This window comes from Mesorhizobium sp. P160219 (assembly GCF_057786095.1).
Genome location: NZ_JBYNWG010000001.1, coordinates 4,824,456 through 4,845,108, shown reverse-complemented (window position 1 = coordinate 4,845,108; position 20,653 = coordinate 4,824,456). Strand labels below are relative to the sequence as shown.

Here is a 20,653-nt window from a genome sequence, read left to right as displayed (position 1 = left end):
GAACGGCAAGACGCCGTGGCAGCCTCTTTGGTGAAGATAAAGGTTTTACGATGCAGGTCACCGAAACGCTCAACTCCGGTCTCAAGCGCGAGATCAAGATCACCGTGCCGGCCGGTGATATGGAAGCCAAGCTGATGGCGCGGCTGTCCGACGCCAGGAACAAGGTCCGCATCAACGGCTTCCGTCCCGGCAAGGTGCCTGTGCAGCATTTGCGCAAGGTCTACGGCAAGTCGTTCATGGCCGAAGTGGTCAACGAAATCCTCAACGATTCGACCCGTTCGATCATCACGGGGCGCGGCGAAAAGGCCGCCATGCAGCCTGAAGTGATCATGACGGAAGACGAGAAAGAGGCCGAGAAGATCCTGGCCGGCGGCGCCGACTTCGAATTCCGCCTCAACTACGAGGTCATCCCGGCGATCGAGATCAAGGATTTCTCCGACATCAAGGTGACGCGCCAGGTATTCGAAGTGCCGGACAGCGAGATCGACGAGCAGGTCCAGCGCGTTGCCGAATCGGCGCGAAGCTTCGAGCCGAAGACCGGCAAGGCCGCCGAAGGCGATCGCGTTTCGATCGACTATGTCGGCAAGATCGACGGCGAGGCCTTTTCCGGCGGCGCCGGCACCGACCAGCCGCTGGTTCTGGGGTCCAAGGAATTCATTCCGGGCTTCGAGGACCAACTGATCGGCGCCAAGGCCGGCGACGAGAAGCAGGTCACCGTCACTTTCCCGGAAAACTACCAGGCAGCGCATCTGGCCGGCAAGGAAGCCACCTTCGACGTCACCGTCAAGGAAGTGTCCAAGCCCGGCGCGCTGGAAATCAACGACGAGATGGCCAAGAACCTCGGCTTGGAATCGCTGGAGCGCCTGCGCGACGTGGTGCGCGGCCAGATCGAGAACCAGTTCGGTTCGATGACCCGCCAGAAGGTCAAGCGCCAGCTGCTCGACCAGCTTGACGCGGCCTATTCGTTCGAGGCGCCGTCGAAGCTCGTCGATGCCGAGTTCAACAACATCTGGACCCAGGTCAACCGCGATCTCGAAGCCGCCGGCCGTACCTTCGCCGACGAGGAGACGACGGAAGAAGAGGCACGCGCCGAATATCTGCGGCTTGCCGAGCGCCGCGTGCGTCTCGGCCTGGTTTTGGCCGAGATCGGCGAGAAGGCCGGCGTCACCGTTTCCGACGAGGAACTGCAGCGCGGCCTGTTCGAGCAGGTGCGCCGCTACCCGGCCAACCAGCAGCAGGAAGCCTTCGAGTTCTATCGCAGCAATCCGGAAGCCCTGAACACGTTGCGCGCGCCGATGTTCGAGGAGAAGGTCGTCGACCATCTGCTCAGCCAGATCTCGGTCACCGACGTCAAGGTCAGCAAGGAAGAGCTGATGGCTGACGACGAAGAGGGCGATACAGCCAAGGCCAAGCCGGCGAAGAAGGCCGCTGCCAAGAAGGCCGACAAGGCTGAAAAGGCCGACGACGCGGAAGAGCCGAAGAAGAAGGCAGCCCCGAAGAAGAAGGCCGCCAAGGACGCCGAATAGCGCCTGACGACAAGATCAGAAAAGGCCGCCCTCGAGGCGGCCTTTTTCGTTGTGGCGGATGTGCCTTGAGCCACCGCAGCCCACCTGAACCTTTGTACGGTCGACCTGTTCTACCTACCGGCCAGATTCTGTGGTACACAAGTGCCGCAATTCCATCTGGGGAGGAGCGGAGAATCTATTCTGCCGTGCAGGGCGCATGCTGGTGCTACCGGCATGTGCAGACCGTCTGAGGAAAATTTGACGATCAGGGAGGAATGCCATGCGCTTGGTTGCGTTTTTCGCCGTCGTTTCCGTTGCAACTTTCATCGCCAATCCATCGCGGGCACAGGACGCCGCGGCGGGCGAGAAGGTCTTCACCAAATGCAAGGTCTGCCACGTCGCAGACCAAGACACCAACAAGATAGGCCCTTCGTTGCATGGCGTTATCGGCCGGACGGCCGGCACGCATCCGGATTTCAAATATTCCGAAGCCATGATCGCGGCCGGCACATCCGGCGTCAAATGGGATGAACCGACACTGACGACGTATCTTCACGACCCCAAGGCAATGGTCAAAGGGACGAAGATGGCGTTTCCCGGTCTCAAGAAGGACGAGGACGTCGCCAACGTCATCGCCTATCTGAAGCAATTTTCCCCGTAACCTGGCTCGTCGGCCGGCCAGAGCGTTTCACCGTCTCACGGAAACGGCGATCCGCTCGATCTCTTTGTTCTTACGCAATTCCGGACGGAAAACCGCATACGCTCTTTCTGGAATTGCTCTAGGCTGCCCGGTTTCCATCGATGGTCGTCTCAAATGTCGGTCAAGGAAAGCGTTAAGGATACCGGCGTCCGCCTCTCGGAAGCGACGGCCAGTGATTTCTTTGCGCTCTTGAAGCCTCGGGTCATGGCCCTTGCCGTCTTTACCGCCTTCGTCGGTCTGATGGTGGCGCCCGGCGCGATGAACCCGGTCATCGCCGTGATCGCCATAGGTGCGATTGCGGTTGGAGCGGGAGCGGCCGGCGCGCTCAACATGTGGTACGACGCCGACATCGACGCGCTGATGTCGCGCACGTCAAAGCGGCCGGTTCCGTCGGGCCGCGTCACGGCCGGCGAAGCGCTCGGCTTCGGCCTGGTGCTTTCCGCACTTTCGGTCATGACGCTCGGCGTGCTGGTGGGCTGGCTTGCCGCGTCACTGCTGGCCTTCACCATCTTTTTCTACGTCGTCATCTATACGATGTGGCTGAAGCGCTCGACACCGCAGAACATCGTCATCGGCGGCGCGGCGGGTGCCCTTCCTCCGATGATCGGCTGGGCGGCGGCCACCGGCGCCATCGGCATTGAAAGCCTCATCCTGTTCCTGATCATTTTCCTGTGGACGCCGCCGCATTTCTGGGCGCTCGCACTGTTCAAGGCCGGCGACTATGCCGCTGCCGGCATCCCGATGATGCCGAACGTGGCCGGCCAGGCCTCGACCAGAAGGCAGATCTTCGCCTATTCACTGCTCCTGGCACCGATCGGAGTGCTGCCCTGGGCGTTCGGATTTACGAGCGGGGTCTATGGGATTGTTTCGGCTGCATTGGGCGCGGGTTTCATCTGGCATGCCTGGAACGCCCTGGTCATCCTCGACAAGGAGATGAAGCCGGCCAAGGCGCTGTTTGCCTATTCGATCTTCTATCTTTTCGCGATCTTTGCCGTGCTGCTTGCCGACACCATAGCGATACGCGCGTTCATGTCAGCCGGAGGGTGACGGCATGACGCTGTGTTCGGAAACCTCGCCTTCCGGGAGCCTTTTGTAAGAACGGGCGACAAGCTCCAGTCAATGGAGTATATTGATTGCGGTGCAGGTCGCGGTTCGCGTGGCCAGTCATGCAGAACGGCAGCACCGTGAAACCGCGACCTTGCCGGACCTGGTCTGGAGGAACGGGCATGACAAGTTTTCACGTGATTGCAGGCGCCAGCGAAACGCTGGAACACACCAAAATCCGAAAAATCAGTGTTTCCGATCTTTTCGATGCGCTCAAGCGCGGTGTTGACGATTTTATGGTCAAACCGTCGCACATCGTCTTTCTCTGCCTGATCTATCCGCTTGTCGGCGTGGTGCTCGCTGCCTGGACTTCGGGCGCCAATGCGTTGCCGATGTTGTTTCCGCTGGTGTCCGGCTTTGCGCTGATCGGTCCATTCGCGGCGATCGGCCTCTATGAGATCAGCCGCAGACGAGAAGCCGGGCTCGACACCTCCTGGACGCACGCTTTCGAGGTCAGGAATTCTCCGGCCCTGCCAGCCATCGCCGCAGTCGGGATCATGCTGGTTGCAATCTTCATCGCCTGGCTTTTGGCGGCGCAGGTGTTCTACGAATATCTCTTCGGCCCGGCTCCGCCTGCATCGATTTCGGGCTTCATCAATGAAATATTTGCCACCGGACGCGGCTGGTCTCTGATTGTCCTGGGGCACGCCATCGGCTTCGTCTTCGCCGCGGTGGTGTTGTGCACGACGGTTGTCGCCTTCCCATTGCTGCTCGACCGCGACGTCGGCGCCTACGAAGCCATCCACACGTCGGTGCGAGCGGTGCTGGCGAACCCGATCCCCATGGCTGTCTGGGGACTGATTGTCGCCGTCGCCCTGATCATAGGCTCGCTGCCGGTGTTTGCCGGGCTGGCGGTCGTGCTGCCGATCCTGGGTCACGCCACCTGGCATGTCTACCGCAAGGTTGTGGAGCCGCCATCGTCCCCGACGCGGGTAGGCCTCTGACCCTGCAGATCAGCTGATGGGAAGCTTCATCTCCGGTCTTTGACCGGAGATGAAGACTGTGCGTCAGGGCCCCGGTCCGAAGAAAGACAACCGGGTGAGAAGCGTGTAGTCCGCTTCGAAGAGCATCATCGCCACGAACACCAGTATCAGAAGCGGCGGCAGGATGATCGCATAGGTAAGCGCCAGCCGCTCCCAGGCCATGTGCATGAACACGGCGACGATCAGCCCGGCCTTGAGGATCATGAAGATCAGGATCAGAGACCATCTGAGATAGCCGTGGATGCCGAGATAATCGACCATGTAGGAGCAGGCGCTAAGGATGAACAGCCACGCCCAGACCACCAGATAGAGCTTGATCGGATGTTCCTGATGAATCTCCGCGACGCCGGTCGATGACCCTTCATGCGCATGATCAGAGTGCAGCGCGTGTTGCCCGAGGCCGTTTGCGGTTGCTTCAGCCATGTCAGCCTCTCACCAAAGATAGAAGAATGCGAAAATGAACACCCAGACCAGGTCGACGAAATGCCAGTAGAGCCCCATGATTTCGACGTTCTCGTAGCGACCCCTGCGGCTGGTGAAGAAGCCGGGGCGACCGACGTCGTAGTCTCCACGCCAGACCTTTCGCGCCACGATGATGAGGAAGATCACCCCGATCGTCACATGCGTGCCGTGGAAGCCGGTGATCATGAAGAAAGTCGAGCCGAATTGTGCCGCGCCCCAGGGATTGCCCCACGGCCGTACCCCTTCGGTGATCAGCTTGGTCCATTCGAAGGCTTGCATGCCGACGAAGGTGGCTCCTAGCGCTGCCGTCAGAAGCATGAGGATTGCGGTTTTGCGGCGGTCGCGGCGATAGCCGAAATTGACCGCCATGGCCATCGTTCCGCTGCTCGATATCAGCACGAAGGTCATGATGGCAATCAGGATCAGTGGAATGTCCGAACCGCCGATGCGAAGCGCAAAGACCTCGCTCGGATTGGGCCACGGCACGCGCGTGGAAACGCGCGCTGTCATGTAGGAGAGCAGGAAGCAGCCGAAGATGAAGGTGTCGCTGAGCAGGAAGATCCACATCATGGCCTTGCCCCAGGACACGTTCTTGAACGCGCGCTGATCCGAGGACCAGTCGGCGGCGATGCCTTGCCAGCCTGCGGGCCGCGTCTCCGTTTGGCCGGTATGCGTCAGTGTGGTTTCTGCCATGCTCCTCGACCTCCTAGGTCAGCAACTGCCGGCAAATATCGATGAACGTCACGGCCCAGCCGGCCAAAAGAGCGAAGATGGCGAGCCAGACGAAAAGCAGGAAATGCCAGTACATGGCGCATAATTCGACGCTGAGGCGAAGCCGTTCCGGGCGTGCACCGTTCCAGGCGCCGGCGGTTGTCCTGCTCAGGCCCACCAGCCCTCCCACGATATGCAGGCCGTGCATCCCGGTTATCAGGTAGAAAAAACTGTTGGCCGGATTGGAGGCCAGAAAATAACCATCGGCGGTCAGGTCCCGCCATGCCATGAGCTGCCCGATGAGGAAGGCGATCGCGGTGAGCCCAGCCGCGGCAAGGCCTAGCCTGACCGTGTCCATCTGGCGCTTGCGCGCCGCGATCGAGGCGCATTGCAGCGCGATGCTGCTCAGCACCAGCATGCCGGTGTTGAGCCAGAGCAGGCGTGGGATGGGCAGCGGCTGCCAGTCCGACAGCGCCATACGCATGAAGTAGGCGCTGGTGAACAGCGCAAACAGGCAGCCGACCACGGCGAGGAAGACACCGAGGCCGATCTTGGCGGTCGGCAGGCTCGATCGGTCGAAGGCGACAAAATCTCCTGCCACACCTTGCTCGAGCCATGGTTTCGCCATCAGCCGCTGATGCGAGAGCCACCAGCCGGCAAAGCCGGCGATCACGAGAAGGAAGACCAGGATGACGCTCATGCCGGCTCCCTGGAGGGGCCGAACGTGCCCGGCATGTTTTGCGGAATGAAGTCCTCCTTGGCGCCGGGCACGCTGTAGTCATAGGCCCAGCGATAGACGATCGGCAGATCCTTGCCGAAATTGCCATGCGCCGGTGGCGTCTGCGGCGTTTGCCATTCGAGTGTCGTGGCTCGCCATGGATTGCCACCGGCCTCGCGCCCATGGCGGATGCTCCAGATAAGATTGAACAGGAAAACGATCTGGGCGAAGCCGACGATAAACGCCATGATGCTGATGAACGAGTTCAGGTGATGCGCCGACTCCGTCATGACCGTCACGTCGGTCAGTTCGGCATAGCGCCGCGGCACGCCCATCAGGCCGATGTAATGCATGGGAAAGAAGATCAGGTAGGCGCCGAGAAATGTGACCCAGAAATGGAACCGGCCGAGCGTCTCGTTCAGCATCCGGCCGGTGACCTTCGGGTACCAGTGGTAGATCGCGCCGAAGATGACGACGATCGGAGCAACACCCATGACCATATGGAAGTGAGCGACGACGAACATCGTGTCCGACAGCGGGACGTCGACGACGACGTTGCCGAGAAACAGCCCGGTCAACCCGCCATTGACGAAGGTGACGATGAAAGCCATGGCAAACAGCATCGGTATGGTGAGATGGATGTCGCCCCGCCACAGCGTCAGCACCCAATTGTAGACCTTGATCGCCGTCGGGATGGCGATGATCAGTGTCGTGGTGGCGAAGAAGAAGCCGAAATAGGGGTGCATGCCGCTGACATACATGTGGTGCGCCCAGACCACGAAGCTCAGCGCGCCGATGCCAACGATGGCCCAGACCATCATCCGGTAGCCAAAAATGTTCTTGCGCGCATGCGTGCTGATCAGATCGGAGACGATGCCGAAGGCCGGCAGCGCCACGATGTACACTTCCGGGTGGCCGAAGAACCAGAACAGATGCTGGAACAGGATCGGGCTGCCGCCATTGTGCTGTAGCTGTTCCCCCATCTCGACGACCGCGGGCATGAAAAAGGAGGTTCCAAGCGCGCGGTCAAGCAGCATCATCACGCAGGCGACGAACAGCGCCGGAAAGGCGAGCAGCGCCATGACGGTGGCGGTGAAGATGCCCCAGACGGTCAGCGGCAGGCGCATCATCGTCATGCCGCGCGTGCGGGCCTGCAGCACCGTCACGACATAGTTCAGACCGCCCATGGTGAAGCCGATGATGAACAGGATCAGCGAGACGAGCATCAGGATGATGCCCCATTCCTGGCCGCCAGGTGTGCCGGTCATGATGGCTTGCGGCGGATAGAGCGTCCACCCGGCGCCGGTCGGTCCGCCGGGCGCAAAGAAGCTCGACACCAGCACCAGCACGGCAAGGAGGTAGATCCAGTAGCTCAGCATGTTGACATAGGGAAAGACCATGTCGCGGGCGCCGACCATCAGCGGGATCAGGTAGTTGCCGAAGCCGCCGAGGAAGAGTGCCGTGAGCAGGTAGATCACCATGATCATGCCGTGCATGGTGATGAACTGGTAGTAGGCCTCGGGGGTGATGAAATCGAACGTGCCGGGGAAGCCGAGCTGCAGCCGCATCAGCCAGGACAGCACCAGCGCGACCAGGCCGATGGCCGTTGCGGTCGCCGAATACTGGATGGCGATGACCTTGGCGTCCTGCGAGAAGACATACTTCGTCCACCAGCTGTGCGGATGGTAAAGCTCCATTTCCGCGACTTCGGCGGGCGGGACGGCATCTGCAGGCGTGATATCGACCATAGGCGGAGCACCTCCGTGCCCTTCAGCGGGACCCGACAGTTTCGAGTTTTGCCGCAACTTCTAGAGCTGACGCCGTCGCGTTGCCCGGCGCCTGTTCCACCGAGCCCGTCTGCTGCGGCGCCGACAATTGCGCGAACGTCTGCTGCTGGTCGAGCCAGGCCACATAGTCCTGCTCGGTATCGACCATGACGATGCCATGCATCATCGGGTGCCCCTGGCCGCACAGTTCGGCGCACAGAACCTGGAAGGTCCCGGTCTTGGTGGGGGTGAACCAGAAATAGGTGACCGAGCCCGGTATCATGTCCATCTTGGCGCGGAATTCCGGAACGTAGAAATCGTGCAACACATCGATCGAGCGCAGCAGCATCTTGACCGGCTTGCCGACCGGCAGATGCAGGTCGGCCGCTTCGACCACGACGTCGTCCTGGCCGCTGGGATCCTTAGCGATCACGCCCAGCGGATTTTCAGCGGTGACGTCGCGGGTGTCGGATGTGCCGAGTTTGCCGTCCTTGCCGGGCAAGCGGAAACTCCACTGCCATTGCTGGCCGACGACTTCGACCACGGTTGCGTCGCTTGGAACATTGACGAACCGGCTCCAGACAAACAGGCCGGGAACCAGCATGGCGGTAACACCCACTCCGGTGACGATCGTCAGCCACCATTCGAGCCGCTTGTTCTCCGGTTCGTAGGCCGCCTGGTTGCCTTCGCGGTGACGGAAGCGGAAGACGCAATAGGCCATGAATAGGACGACCGCGGCGAAGACGACGCCGGTGATCCAAAAGGTGATGATGATGGTGTTGTCGATATAGTCCCAATTCGAGGCAATCGGAGTCCACCACCATGGGCTCAGGAAGTGGAACAACACCGAGCCCACGACGATCAAAACGAGTACAACCACTATGGGCATGTCCCGTTCCTCCCGGTATTTCAGGGGGCGCGAAGCCGTCCCGGGAAAATACCAAGTGCATCATGCGTGATTTGCGATCGAAATTCTAGAGCCGGTTGTGGAAGGAGCGAAAAATTGCTTCTGCGGCGCCGGACCTTGCTTCGTTGGTGACGCCGGAGCGACACCCGACCCCCCAAATCAGGGAGGGCAGGGGCTGGTTTGATTCGGCTTGCCTTGTTCCAGCGGGATCAAAGCGCCTTGATGATGATGCAGCCGGCCAAAAGCAGCACGACGCCGGCGAGCCGCATGCCGGAGACAAGCCGCTGCGGCAGGCGGAACCAGCCGAAGGTGTCGACGAAGATGCCGGCGACCTGCTGGCCGGCCACCGTCAGGCTGACGGCAGCTGCCGCTCCGATGACGGGGATGGCAGTGAACACGGTCGTGACATAGGTGGCGCCGGCAAAACCTCCGAGCCAGCCCCACCAGGGCATCGACGACAGGCCGGCGAGGCGAGGGCGGGGCGTCTTCGTCAAGGCAAGCGTGATCAGAAGCACCGCGGCCATGGCCAGCATCGCCACCAGGAACGAGATGGTGCCGACCGCAAATGGCGCGCCGCCAAGGTCGTGCCGAAGCAAGGCGTTTACAGCGCCTTGCACCGGAAGCACGGCGCCTGCCAGCAGCGCCAGTCCGATCCAGCCGAGTTTCGAGGGCGCCAGATTGTCCGCCGCGCCCTTCTGTCCCAGAACGATGAGGGCAGCACCGGCAAGCAAGACGAGCATGCCGAAGGCAGGCCCGGCTCGCAGTCCTGCTTCGGGGATCCCGAGCCAGCCGAACGTGTCGAGGGCGAAGGATGCAAGCATCTGCCCGGCGATGAAGAGCCCGACGGACACGACGGCGCCAAGGCGAGGGAACACAAGAATGGTCGAAACGACGTAGAAGGCCGAAGCCATGCCGCCGATCGCATGCCACCATTCGGCTTGCCGAACGGCAAGCAGAGCCGGTGTCGTTCCGGTGAGGGCCATGATTGACAACAGCACGATGGCGCCGACCGCGAGCTGAAGCGTGGTCGCGGCAAAGGGTGAGCCGACCGCCTTTGAAAGTTGGGCATTGGCGCCGGCTTGCACCGCAAGCAGGCCACCGGCGACAAGCGCCAGAGGGACGAAGAGGATTTCCACGATCGTATTCCTTGAATGCGGGGTGCGGCGGCTAGGGCATGATCCCAAAAAGTGGGTGCCGGTTTTTGGAAAAGATCATGCTCCAACAAAGGGTTAGGTCATGATGAGATTTCAACCAAATCTCATCATGATCTAAGCGGCCGCTGACGCTTCCGGCAGGGCGGGAACAGCGATCCCTCTGACAACTGCGGAGCGGCGGCCGATGGCCGCATACCAGCGCGCCAGGTTTGGTGTGTCATCGAGGCTGAGGCCGAGCTTGGTGACGGCCGCGTTGATCCATGGCCATGTCATCACATCGGCGATGCCGTAGCTTTTGCAGACAATGTGCTCATGGTGCTTGAGCCGGCTATCGAGAACGCGGAAGACACGTCCGGTTTCGCGCTCAAAACGCTCGATCACGTAAGGGATTTTTGCCGGCGCGAAGATTTTGTAATTCCACAATTGGCCAAGCGTCGGGCCGACATGGGCCGCCTGGAACAAGGTCCAGGTCAGCGTATCGTCCGCCTCCTGCGCGCCCACCGGCTGAAGCTTGCCCGACCGTCGCGCCAGGTAGTGTAGGATGGCGCCGGATTCGAAGACCGTGCGGCCGGCGTCCCGGTCGACGATCACCGGGATCTTGTTGTTGGGATTGAGCGCCAGGAAATCAGGCTTGGTCTGGTCGCCCCTTTCGATGTCGACCAAGCGGACCGAGTAGGGCAGGCCGACCTCTTCCAGCATGATCGAGGCCTTGTGCCCGTTGGGTGTCTGGCAGGTGTAGAGTTCTATCGGCGTCATTGCTCTTCTCCGCGACTGTTTCTTTTGTCGTCGGACTCCATATGGCGTGCGTGCATGCGCAGATCGACATGCCGATTCGCCCGCTTGCTCTGCGTTTTTGCACAGCGAAGCGTCATTTTGACTCGCAGAGCGCATCGCTTTCTTTTATCTTTCTGCAAGAATGCACAGCTCACGCGATATCGACTGGGAAGATCTGCGCATGGTGCTGGCCGTCGCCGATGGCGCTTCGCTGGCGGCGGCGGCTCGGATCCTGGGCGTGAACCACACGACTGTGCTGCGGCGCGTCAACGCCTTCGAGGCGCGGCTGGGTATCCGCCTTTTCGATCGGCTGCCGACTGGCTATGCCCTCACCGCGGGCGGCGAGGAACTGCTGGGCGCGGCACGCACAATGGCCGAGACGGTCAATGAACTGGCGCGCAAACTGTCGGGGCAGGATCTCAGGTTTGAAGGCAGGTTGCGGGTCACCACCACCGATACGCTGATGGCGTCGGTGCTGCCGCCGATCCTGGCGGCGTTTCATAAGCTCCATCCCGGCATACGGGTCGAGGCGATGACGCAGAATTCCATCGCCAACCTGACGCAAAGGGATGCAGACGTGGCGATCAGGCCGGTGTCGCAACCGCAGGAAATCCTGGTCGGCCGGCGCATTTCGGGCGTCGCCTTCGCCGCCTACGCGACACGTTCCTATGCCGAAACGCTACCCCCGGAGCCGAGATTGGGTGCGCTGCGCTGGATCGCGCCCGACGACAGCCTAGCCAACACCGGCGTCGCCCGCTGGATGCGGTCGTCGCTGCCCGATGTCGAGATCGCCATGCGCGCCGATTCCCTGGTGACGATGTCGTATGCGGCGGGCGCCGGTATCGGGGTTGCGGCGCTGCCCTGTTATCTCGGCGACAGCCTGCCCGGGCTTGTAAGGGTCGGAGGGCTGATCGAGGAGATTGGCTCGGCGCTGTGGGTGCTGGTGCACGACGATTTGCGCCGCACGGCGCGCGTCCACGCCTTCACCAAATTCGTCTCCGGCGAATTGCAGCAGCGGCGCGACCTTCTTGAGGGCAGGCTCGGCGCCGGAGCTTGAGACGCAGCCAGCTGACGCTGGGGTTCAACTCCGCAACAGGTTCCCAAGCTCGGCAACCGTCATCACGCGCCTTCATGCGCGACTACAAGGTGGCTTTCATCAGCGACGCCAATGGCGGACTGGACGAGGCATCGCACAATGCAACCCTCGACATCACGCCGGCGCTGCCTTTCCGCATTCCTTTGGTTTTCAGCTTCGGCTGATAGCCGGTTTCCAGCGGCGAGATATCGAAATGGTCGCTGAGCACATGCTGGGTGTAGATAACCGGGACGCCTTGCGCGCGGCAAAGCTCGACCACCTGCCGCATCGCCGGAATGCGATGGCGGGCCATGGCCACTTCCATGACGGCGCCCTCATCGACAAAGTCGCTTTGCATGTCGATGACCAGAAGGGCTGCGCGTTGCTTGTCGAACGGCCATGGTTCGTCGCCGGGCTGGGGCATTGCTCGTTTCCTGTTTCCGACGTTGATCAGGTGAGCAGCAGGCTCTTCATCGAGACATCGCAATTCCTGCCGATGACGATGTGATCGTGGATGGATGGAGAGATCAAAGTCGTGGCAATCTCGCAGCGAGCTCCGGGATTGGTTTGGGCGACTTGACGCGTCCTCGCTTGGCCTACGGGTCGATGACCGCGATCGCATCGATCTCTATCAGGTAGCCGGGAGACATCACTGCTATCCCGACCACTACGTTTGCCGGCTTGTGATCGCCGAACAGCTCGACCTGGGCCGCTTCGATGATCGGCACGTGTTCGTCGCGTTTGTAATCGACGATGTAGATCGTGATCTTGCAGACTTGCTCGGGCCGAGCGCCGGCGGCAGCAAGCGCTCGGCCGAGATTCCCGAACGCCAGGCGCGCCTGGACTGCGAAATCACCATGGCCAACGAGCTTGCCGTGTATGTCTTCTGGCTGCTGGCCCGAGACGAACACCAGCTTGCTTCCTGTCGCAACGACGACCTGGGAGTACATTTCCGGAATCGGCAGGTCATTTGGATTTATGCATTCGAGCGTCATTGAATAGATCTCCTGCAATGGCTGTCGGGAACTGGCTGCTTCGTATTCGCGGGTCTACCACATTGTCGCCGAAGCGGGCGCTTCCGTCGCAATATCACTTCTACACCGCAACCGTGGGCATTTGAGCCAAAGCGGAATGTTGCTGATTGGCTCGCGAGCGGTGGCGTTTGGGTTGACGGCGCCGGCGAGCGTCGGGCTCAGATCAGCAGCAGGCCCTTCATCGAGGCATTGCCTTTCTTGCCGATGATGATGTGGTCGTGGACGGCGATGCCGAGCGGCTTGGCGCTGTCGATGATCTGCTTGGTCATTTCGATGTCCGCACGCGATGGTGTCGGATCGCCTGATGGGTGATTATGCACCAGGATGACGGCGCTGGCCGACAGTTCCAGCGCGCGCTTGATCACTTCGCGCGGATAGACCGGCGTGTGGTCCACGGTGCCGACCTGCTGTACCTCGTCGGCGATCAGCACGTTCTTCTTGTCGAGAAACAAGATGCGGAACTGTTCGCGGTTCTCGAACGCCATCGCCGAGCGGCAGTACGCAAGAAGCTGCGTCCAGTTGGACAGCACCTCGCGGTCGCGAACCTCGGTCCGCGCCATGCGCTGCGCGGCAGCGGCAATCACCTTCAGGTCGACCGCCACGGCGGGGCCGATGCCCTTCACCTCCTGCAGCAGCGCCACCGGTGCGCCAAGCACTTCGCCAAAAGTGCCGAAGCGCGCCAAAAGCGCCTTGGCGATCGGCTTGGTGTCGACGCGCGGGATCAGACGAAACAGCAGCAGTTCGAGAAGTTCGTAGTCGGGCAGGGCGTCCGCGCCGCCGGCAACGAAGCGCTCGCGCAAGCGGTCGCGATGGCCGTGATAGTGTGGCGTCTCGGTCAGTTTGTCCTTGGGCGTCTTGTCCTTCGCCGGCGGTTCAAGCCACCGCTCGGAGAAGAACCCCCGTTCGTCGTCACCGCTCTTCCCCATCGACCCCCCCACACTCCCCGAAGGCTTCGACGGCAGATTAGAGCGGTAAGCAGCGCGCGGTCGAGTTTTTTCGGCGACGGCGCCTCAAAGCCGCGGCTTGAGGTGATCTTGTTTTCAGCTGACCGCCGGCAGGCCGGGGCGGTCGAGCTTGTTTGGCGACAGGGTGAAAATCTCGCAGCCAGTTTCGGTGACGCCGATCGTGTGTTCGTACTGCGCCGACAGCGAGCGGTCGCGCGTCACCGCCGTCCAGCCGTCCGACAGCACTTTCACATGCGGCCGGCCAAGATTGATCATGGGCTCGATGGTGAAGATCATGCCCGGCCGCATCTCGACGCCTTCCGAGGCGGTGCCATAGTGCAGGATGTTTGGTGCGTCGTGGAACAGCTGGCCAACGCCGTGGCCGCAGAAATCGCGCACCACCGAGCAGCGCTCTGCCTCGGCATAGGTCTGGATGGCGGCGCCGATGGCGCCGGTGCAGGCGCCGGGCCGGACCGCCGCGATGCCGCGCATCAGGCACTCGTGGGTGACTTCGAGCAGGCGTTCGGCGGCGCGCTTGATGGTGCCGACGGGATACATGCGCGAGGAATCCCCGTGCCAGCCGTCGAGGATGTAGGTGACATCGATGTTGACGATGTCGCCATCCTTCAACGGCTTGTTGTCTGGAATGCCGTGGCAAACGACGTGGTTGATCGAGGTGCAGGACGATTTGGTGTAGCCGCGGTAGTTGAGCGTCGCCGGTAGCGCGCCTTGGTCCATGCCGAATTCGAAGACGAAACGGTCGATGGTCTCGGTGGTGACACCCGGCTGGACCATCGGCACCAGTTCATCGAGGCAGCGCGCGGTGAGATCGCAGGCCCTGCGCATGCCGGCAAATCCTTCTTCGCCATAGAGGCGGATCTGGCCGGTATTCCTGAGGGGTGCCGTGGCGGCGTCGAGATAGGTGACCATAGTGTCCGTTTGCCTGTAAGCGGGCGGCGCATATCAGCCCGTTAGAAAATTTCCCCAGATTTGGCACTGCAAGCCGCAAGGTTCAAGGAAGAACTGCCGGCAATGGACTGATACTGGCGATATTCCTGGCTTGCGCGGCCGCTCAGATGACATCCAGGTGCGCGATCTCCTCCGAATGCCGAGATCGCACTGACGACACATTTTCGCGCAAAAGCAGCTAAAGCAACTTTTGACGACGAATGGCGTTGCTGTGGTCGACGCCAGTTCGGGATATATAGAATGGACAGATTGCAATTCGAGGTGCCGGTGCGCATCGCGCCCGCGCCCGGGCTGCCGGTAGAGGAAATATACAGCGTCGAACAGGCGCTGGATATCCTGCATGACTGGCCAAAGAAGCGACAGGGCAAGGTCTATGAAGCGGCGTTCAATGCCTGTTTCGGGGCCACGGTGGATGTGGTCAGGACTGAGGACGCATGGCGCGCCTTCATGGCGTTTTGCCGGGTCAGTGGCCTGCTGGCCAGGGACATGATGGTTACAGCCAAGCGCGCCGGCGAGGCGAGGGGCCTGAGGGTCTAGAGTTCTACTTGGCCTGGAGGCCGGCCAACCGACTCGTTCCAATCGGCGCGGACTCCGCGGCGTTAAGGTTCCGTTTCCGACTTCACAGCTAGGCATGAGCCATAGAGCAGCGTCTGATTCGTTGCGTCAGTCTCATGGTGCAGAATATGTCTTCAGCCAATGTGCGTACCTTCCCGCTAGATCGGCAGACCGTGCTGGTGCGCGAGGTCGCCGCAAGGCTGGGCAGACTGCACGGCGACACGGCCACGTCGTTCTGGAAGGCCACGGCGCGCGAACTCCTCGACAAGGCGGTCGCGGCCGGCTGCGATGCGGCTTCGGCGGCCAACGATGTCCGCCGGTTTTTCGCCGCGGTCCAGGACGAGATGCATTTCAAGGCGGACGATGCCGCACCAGGGCAGCGCCGGACGCGCACCCGCCCCTAGCCTCAAAACACACGCGCTCATCATTGTGTGGCCAACCGTGGACCGGTCTTGGCGTCGACGTATCTCGGGTCTTACGCTGTCGATTGTGCCGTCCCAGCCACGGCGAGCGCCTTGTTGAACGCGAGACAGGCGATGAAATACTGGTCGCGCTCGGCCCTGGCGACGTCGGTCATCGCCAAGGAAATCGTCGAGCGCTATGGCGGGACTATCATGCCGGAGACCTGCCTGACGGCCGCCTTTGCAAACAGTGGGTCTCAAGGCGGCTTAGCGCAAGGCGTCGGCCTCTCGGCGATCCCTGTGCCGACCCGATCCGAATCGGCTATGCCTGCGCGATGCAGGAAACGTCTCTCTACATCCCGGTGAAGCGGTTTCTCGAGAGCCTGGAATTCACGGTGAAGGGCGAAGTCGGCCACTGCGATATCGTGGCGGTGCGCGACGGCGAGCCGCCTGTGCTGGTCATCTGCGAACTGAAATTGCAGTTCAACCTCGAACTGGTGCTGCAAGGTGTCGATCGCGCGGCGGCATGCGACGAAGTGTGGCTGGCCGCGCGCATGTCGGCGCGTGGCAAAGGCCGCGAGCACGACCGCCGTTTTCGCGCGCTGTGCCGGCGGCTCGGCTTCGGGCTTCTGGCTGTCAGCGGCAAGGGGGAGGTCGAATTGCTGCTCAGCCCGGCCGCTCTGCCGCCGCGTCGCGATCCAAAGCGGCGCTCGCGGCTGATGGAGGAACACCGGCGCCGGCGCGGCGATCCGGTGGTCGGCGGTGGCTCGCGAGCCCCGATCATGACGGCCTACCGGCAGGATGCGCTGGCCTGCGCCGCAGCCATGACCGACGGGCCGAAACGCCCGCGCGATCTGAAAGCGATTTCGCCGCGCGCGGCCAGCATCCTATTGGACAATGTCTATGGCTGGTTCGCCAGGGCCGAGCGCGGCGTCTACGCGCTGACCGAGGGTGGCCACGCGGCGTTACAGCGCTGGCCGCAGGTAGCGCACGACCAAGGGTGAGTGGCCGGAGATTGCCGCGAGCAGGCGCCGAGGGAAACCTCGGCACGGCAGCCGCTGTTCGCCGTTTCAACCGATGCGCCGCGCCACCCTTCCAGCCGCTGCTAGTTCGGCGGCTGCCGCGAGGCTTCCTGTTTTCCTGAAAGATCTGGTACGCCCAAGGGGAATCGAACCCCTGTTACCGCCGTGAAAGGGCGGTGTCCTAACCGCTAGACGATGGGCGCGCTCAGACGAAGCGGCTTATAATTGCGTTGTTGCCAACCGGCAACCCATCAGCCGCCAGATGCGGAAACTTTTTTCAAGAGGGGCGAAAACGGCCAGTTTGGTGAGCAAGCGCAGGTTTTCTGGCCTCGCGTCGTTGCACATCTTTGGACGAATGCGCCGCGCAGTCGTCATCCTCGCGTCTGCGCCGCGTCGCTGCGCTCCTTGCTTCGCCATAGGATGACGAAGTCGCGGGTGCCTCGGCTAATCTCGAACGTCGCTGATAGCTAATCGGAAAAAACGGCGGGCTGCTAACAGCCCCTCGGCCCGTTTGCCGAATGGGGATGCTACCCCCGCCGGCGGCAGCGCCAATTCCAGTCGCGCTCGGGGCCGACGTCGACGTGAACGGATTCGGTATGGCAGTAGGTGCCGACGCCGCCGCGGCCGGGCATGGTTCGGATGTAGCTCGCCAGTTCCCATTTGGAGACGCCGGGAACCTGGATGTCGGCGGCGGCGCAATACATGTGCAGCGAATTCTTGGCGCCGTTGGCGCGGCGGTTGCGGGCCGGGTCGCGGTAGCCTGATGTGACCATCATCTTGCGGCCGTAATGGCCTTCGATGGTCTTCAGCACCCGCACCAGCGACGGCTTCAGGCAGGCGACGTCGACGCTCTCGTTTTGCTTCAACAGGCCGTTGGGCGCCAACCGGGCGAGGCCGGCGGCGGAAGCCACCTGATAGGCGCCGCCCGAACCCTCGTCCTCGTTCAGGTCGACGTCGCTTTCGTCGTCGAGGCCGGATTTGCGCTTGATCTCGAACAGCGCCGTCTGGCGCACGCCGGGCAAGGCATCGCTGCCGGTGATGTGGTTGCTCTCGTTGCCAAGCGAGGCAAGCTGCAAGGGCTTGTCGGCCGAACTGGCTGAGGCCAACGTGATGATCGGCTTTGCCGGGGCGGCCTTCTGGGCAGCAACCGCAGGCTGTTCGCCCGAGCGCGAGTTGACCAGCGGAGCAGGTGCCGCCGAGGTTGGCGTGGTGCTGAACAGTGAGGCCAGGAAGCCCTTCTTCGGCGTGTCGATCTGCTGGGGCGCGGCGGTCACGTAGACCTCGCCGGGCGCGGGTGCCGCGGCAGTCGGTTTCGGTGCGATCACGCCGGCATCGGCGGCGGCGATCTTCTGCGCCACGGCGTCCGTTGCGGCCGCGGTCTGTGCTGACTGCTGCAGCGATTGCGGCGTCTGGCCGACAATGGTTTCGGAGCCGGCGGGAACATTGACCGGGAAGCCGGTGCCGGGCTTGGCCACCGGCACATAGGCGACCTGCTCGGGCAGTGTCGCATCGCCCGCTGCCGTCATCATCATCTGCGGCCCGGTGGATGTGACCTGCACGGTCGAATCGCCCGGCGCCGCAGGGCTGGCGCCGGAAGCCGCGGCGATGTCAGAAGCGGTCGCGTTGTAGCCAGGCATGCCGACGGACATTGTGGGGTCGCCAGCGGAGGTGCAGGACGCCAGAAGCACGGAGAAAAGCGCTGCCGCTATAGTGCGACCTTCTCTCCCCGCGAGACGCGATCCTACTGATTTCAAAACTAAATTCCCCCTCGGTGTCCGGTCGGCCTGCTATTGGTGCGGCGTCGAAACGTTCACATCCAATAACCTTGTGTTCCCAAACCGGAAACGAGACTTGTGTCAATTCTGCAAGCCTCTGAATTATTTGCTCGTTGGAGGCCAATTGAGGCTTCTTGAAGGTTGACGACACCATTTCGCCCCGTTTTGCCGGCCCGTCAACTCACCAGACATTACATTCCGTTACACACAGGCACCTGCAAAAGGTGCCGGCGTTACACGCGGACCTTCACATAGGTGCCGGGGGCATCACCCAGGGTTTTCATATTCTTGCCCGGTTTGCGGGCCGGAACGAGGGTGTCGTCCTGGGTTTCGATCCAGTGCTGCCAGTGCGTCCACCAGGAGCCGGGATGCTCCACCGCCGAGGCGAGCCACTGGCCAAAATCGCCCGTCGGTTTGCCGCCGGTCCAGTACTGGTATTTCTTGGCTGCCGGCGGGTTGACGACACCGGCAATGTGGCCGGAACCAGCCATCACAAACTCGACGTCGCCGCCGAAATATTGCGAGCCGAGAAACACCGAAAGGGCCGGCGCGATGTGATCTTCCTTTGACGCCAGGTTGTAGACCGGGATGGTGACGTCGGCCAGCGACACAGTGCGGCCGGCGAGTTCCATCACGCCACGAGTCAGATTGTTCTCGAGATAACAGTTGCGCAGGTAGAAGGAGTGGTTTGCAGCCGCCATGCGGGTGGAATCGGCGTTCCAGTAGAGCAGGTCGAAGGGCAGGGGATCCTTGCCGCGCATGTAATTGTTGATGACATAAGGCCAGATCAGGTCGCCCGAGCGCAGCATGTTGAAGGCGGTCGCCATCTTGGTGCCGTCGAGGTAGCCCTTTTCGTTCATCGATTTCTCGACCGCTGCCACCTGGTCCTCATCGACGAAGACTTTCAGGTCGCCGGCATGGGTGAAGTCGACCTGCGTGGTGAAGAAGGTCGCCGATTTGATGCGGTTGTCGCCTTCCTGTGCCAGCAGTGCGAGTGCGGCCGCCAGCAGCGTGCCGCCGACGCAATAGCCGATGGCGTTGACCTCTTTCTCGCCGGTCGCCTTCTCGATCGTGTCGAGGCCGTATTGCAGGCCTTCCCGTATGTAAGCTTCCCAGCCCTTGGCGCCGTGCCGCTCGTCGGGATTGATCCAGGAGATGACGAACACGGTATGGCCTTGCTCGATCGCCCAGCGGATGAAGGACTTTTGCGGGTTGAGATCGAGGATGTAGAACTTGTTGATCCAGGGCGGGCAGATCAGCAGCGGGCGCTTGAGCACCGTCTCCGTCGTCGGATCGTACTGGATGATTTCGGCGACATCGCTGCGCCCGACCACCTTGCCGGGAGATGTCGCGACGTTCTTGCCGATCTCGAAGGGCGAATAGTCAGCTTGTCTCAGCTTCAGGTCGCCCTTGCCGGCGGCGATGTCTTCGGCCAGCATCTTCATGCCGCGCACCAGGTTTTCGCCATTCGAGGCAACGGTTTCTCGAAACAGCTCCGGATTGGTCAGGATGAAGTTCGACGGCGAGATGGCATTGGACACCTGCTTGACGTAGAAGCTGGCCTTATGGCGGGTGTGATCGTCGAGGCCTTCGGCGTGCTCGACCAGGTCGGCCGCCCAGCGCGAGGTGACGAGATAGGCCTGTTTGAGGAAATCGAAGAAAGCGTTGCGACCCCATTCGGGGTCTTGAAAACGCTTGTCGCCGCGCTCGGGCTTGACCGCATCTTCGGGCGCCTCGGCATTCGGGCTAACCTTCTGGATGGCGTTGCCCCAGACCGTCATGTAGCCGGCGAACAGTCGCGTCTGCGCTTCCAGCGCGCGTTGCGGGTCGGCCAGCCAATATTCGCTGAGCTTGGAAAAGGTTTTTACCATGTCGACCACGGGTTCGGCGACATGATCGCGCACCTCGCCCTTTTCGCGCGGCTCGGCCCAGGCGGAGGCGGCTTTGCCGGCCTGCTCGACCATGCGCGCCATGTTCAACGCGAAGCGTTCCGGGTCTTTCACCAGATATTGCTCGACGGTCGAAGATTGATCATCTTCCGCTTTGCTCGAATCAGGTGTTTTGGACATGGCTCGCGGGGTTCCTCCCGAGGCG

General features: G+C 61.9%; 21 protein-coding genes and 1 tRNA gene. 8 read left to right on the top strand and 14 right to left on the bottom strand.

The genetic code is table 11. The annotated features are described in order from the left end of the window. The first annotated feature begins 50 nt into the window (after nucleotides 1-50). The 4 genes from tig to AC3EMP_RS23570 all read left to right on the top strand — a co-directional run bounded on the left by tig (nucleotide 51) and on the right by AC3EMP_RS23570 (nucleotide 4,253). Nucleotides 51-1,526, top strand: a complete 1,476-nt coding sequence (gene tig / locus AC3EMP_RS23585; RefSeq protein ID WP_023681635.1) for a trigger factor — start codon at nucleotides 51-53, stop codon at nucleotides 1,524-1,526. Between the two features lie 259 nt (nucleotides 1,527-1,785). Beyond that, nucleotides 1,786-2,166: a c-type cytochrome gene (locus AC3EMP_RS23580; protein WP_023667668.1), complete on the top strand. Its 381-nt coding sequence runs from the start codon at nucleotides 1,786-1,788 to the stop codon at nucleotides 2,164-2,166. 153 nt (nucleotides 2,167-2,319) lie between these two features. Then, the gene (locus AC3EMP_RS23575; RefSeq protein WP_023753356.1) at nucleotides 2,320-3,252 is read left to right on the top strand and encodes a heme o synthase; all 933 of its coding nucleotides are present in this window, start codon (nucleotides 2,320-2,322) and stop codon (nucleotides 3,250-3,252) included. A 179-nt stretch (nucleotides 3,253-3,431) separates the two neighbouring features. After that, nucleotides 3,432-4,253, top strand: a complete 822-nt coding sequence (locus AC3EMP_RS23570; protein WP_023691119.1) for a DUF2189 domain-containing protein — start codon at nucleotides 3,432-3,434, stop codon at nucleotides 4,251-4,253. A 63-nt stretch (nucleotides 4,254-4,316) separates the two neighbouring features. Here the strand turns inward: AC3EMP_RS23570 and AC3EMP_RS23565 are convergent, their stop codons facing one another. The 7 genes from AC3EMP_RS23565 to AC3EMP_RS23535 form a co-directional block, all read right to left on the bottom strand. Further along, the gene (locus AC3EMP_RS23565) at nucleotides 4,317-4,715 is read right to left on the bottom strand and encodes a cytochrome C oxidase subunit IV family protein (RefSeq protein WP_023681633.1); all 399 of its coding nucleotides are present in this window, start codon (nucleotides 4,713-4,715) and stop codon (nucleotides 4,317-4,319) included. A gap of 9 nt (nucleotides 4,716-4,724) precedes the next feature. Further along, nucleotides 4,725-5,447: a heme-copper oxidase subunit III family protein gene (locus AC3EMP_RS23560; RefSeq protein ID WP_023667664.1), complete on the bottom strand. Its 723-nt coding sequence runs from the start codon at nucleotides 5,445-5,447 to the stop codon at nucleotides 4,725-4,727. 13 nt (nucleotides 5,448-5,460) lie between these two features. Then, nucleotides 5,461-6,165, bottom strand: coding sequence for a cytochrome c oxidase subunit 3 (locus AC3EMP_RS23555; RefSeq protein WP_023753355.1), 705 nt, complete (start codon nucleotides 6,163-6,165; stop codon nucleotides 5,461-5,463). Continuing rightward, nucleotides 6,162-7,931, bottom strand: coding sequence for a cytochrome c oxidase subunit I (gene ctaD, locus AC3EMP_RS23550; RefSeq protein ID WP_023681631.1), 1,770 nt, complete (start codon nucleotides 7,929-7,931; stop codon nucleotides 6,162-6,164). The genes AC3EMP_RS23555 and ctaD overlap by 4 nt, the downstream gene beginning before the upstream one ends. Nucleotides 7,932-7,953: 22 nt before the next feature. Beyond that, a complete protein-coding gene (locus AC3EMP_RS23545) occupies nucleotides 7,954-8,838 on the bottom strand; it encodes a cytochrome c oxidase subunit II (protein WP_023667661.1) in 885 nt (294 codons plus the stop codon). A gap of 227 nt (nucleotides 8,839-9,065) precedes the next feature. After that, nucleotides 9,066-9,992 (bottom strand): DMT family transporter, encoded by a 927-nt coding sequence (locus AC3EMP_RS23540; RefSeq protein WP_352596463.1) that lies wholly within the window; start codon nucleotides 9,990-9,992, stop codon nucleotides 9,066-9,068. A 132-nt stretch (nucleotides 9,993-10,124) separates the two neighbouring features. After that, nucleotides 10,125-10,766 (bottom strand): glutathione S-transferase family protein, encoded by a 642-nt coding sequence (locus AC3EMP_RS23535; protein ID WP_031193118.1) that lies wholly within the window; start codon nucleotides 10,764-10,766, stop codon nucleotides 10,125-10,127. Between the two features lie 160 nt (nucleotides 10,767-10,926). Here AC3EMP_RS23535 and AC3EMP_RS23530 point away from each other — a divergent pair, with 160 nt between their 5' ends. Further along, the gene (locus AC3EMP_RS23530) at nucleotides 10,927-11,841 is read left to right on the top strand and encodes a LysR family transcriptional regulator (protein ID WP_352543114.1); all 915 of its coding nucleotides are present in this window, start codon (nucleotides 10,927-10,929) and stop codon (nucleotides 11,839-11,841) included. An 82-nt stretch (nucleotides 11,842-11,923) separates the two neighbouring features. Here the strand turns inward: AC3EMP_RS23530 and AC3EMP_RS23525 are convergent, their stop codons facing one another. From AC3EMP_RS23525 to map, 4 genes are all read right to left on the bottom strand, one after another. Further along, the gene (locus AC3EMP_RS23525; protein ID WP_352596465.1) at nucleotides 11,924-12,283 is read right to left on the bottom strand and encodes an isochorismatase family protein; all 360 of its coding nucleotides are present in this window, start codon (nucleotides 12,281-12,283) and stop codon (nucleotides 11,924-11,926) included. Nucleotides 12,284-12,455: 172 nt separating this feature from the next. Continuing rightward, a complete protein-coding gene (locus AC3EMP_RS23520) occupies nucleotides 12,456-12,854 on the bottom strand; it encodes a RidA family protein (protein ID WP_023667656.1) in 399 nt (132 codons plus the stop codon). A 197-nt stretch (nucleotides 12,855-13,051) separates the two neighbouring features. Next, entirely contained in the window at nucleotides 13,052-13,819 is a 768-nt protein-coding gene (radC, locus tag AC3EMP_RS23515; protein ID WP_352711476.1) for a RadC family protein, read from the bottom strand. A gap of 114 nt (nucleotides 13,820-13,933) precedes the next feature. Then, nucleotides 13,934-14,767, bottom strand: a complete 834-nt coding sequence (gene map / locus AC3EMP_RS23510; protein WP_352711474.1) for a type I methionyl aminopeptidase — start codon at nucleotides 14,765-14,767, stop codon at nucleotides 13,934-13,936. 279 nt (nucleotides 14,768-15,046) lie between these two features. On the opposite strand from map, the gene AC3EMP_RS23505 reads away from it, so the two are divergent. The 3 genes from AC3EMP_RS23505 to AC3EMP_RS23495 all read left to right on the top strand — a co-directional run bounded on the left by AC3EMP_RS23505 (nucleotide 15,047) and on the right by AC3EMP_RS23495 (nucleotide 16,766). Then, complete coding sequence (locus AC3EMP_RS23505) at nucleotides 15,047-15,343, top strand: DUF982 domain-containing protein (protein WP_023688240.1); 297 nt, start codon at nucleotides 15,047-15,049, stop codon at nucleotides 15,341-15,343. 146 nt (nucleotides 15,344-15,489) lie between these two features. After that, nucleotides 15,490-15,765 (top strand): DUF6074 family protein, encoded by a 276-nt coding sequence (locus AC3EMP_RS23500; RefSeq protein WP_023681621.1) that lies wholly within the window; start codon nucleotides 15,490-15,492, stop codon nucleotides 15,763-15,765. A 332-nt stretch (nucleotides 15,766-16,097) separates the two neighbouring features. Beyond that, nucleotides 16,098-16,766 (top strand): DUF2161 domain-containing phosphodiesterase, encoded by a 669-nt coding sequence (locus AC3EMP_RS23495; protein ID WP_023688243.1) that lies wholly within the window; start codon nucleotides 16,098-16,100, stop codon nucleotides 16,764-16,766. 146 nt (nucleotides 16,767-16,912) lie between these two features. Here AC3EMP_RS23495 and AC3EMP_RS23490 read toward each other — a convergent pair. From AC3EMP_RS23490 to phaC, 3 genes are all read right to left on the bottom strand, one after another. Further along, a tRNA-Glu gene (locus AC3EMP_RS23490) sits at nucleotides 16,913-16,987 on the bottom strand. Nucleotides 16,988-17,311: 324 nt separating this feature from the next. After that, nucleotides 17,312-18,433, bottom strand: a complete 1,122-nt coding sequence (locus tag AC3EMP_RS23485; RefSeq protein ID WP_023681618.1) for a YcbK family protein — start codon at nucleotides 18,431-18,433, stop codon at nucleotides 17,312-17,314. A 359-nt stretch (nucleotides 18,434-18,792) separates the two neighbouring features. Further along, nucleotides 18,793-20,628 (bottom strand): class I poly(R)-hydroxyalkanoic acid synthase, encoded by a 1,836-nt coding sequence (gene phaC / locus AC3EMP_RS23480; protein ID WP_023744796.1) that lies wholly within the window; start codon nucleotides 20,626-20,628, stop codon nucleotides 18,793-18,795. Nucleotides 20,629-20,653: the final 25 nt, after the last annotated feature.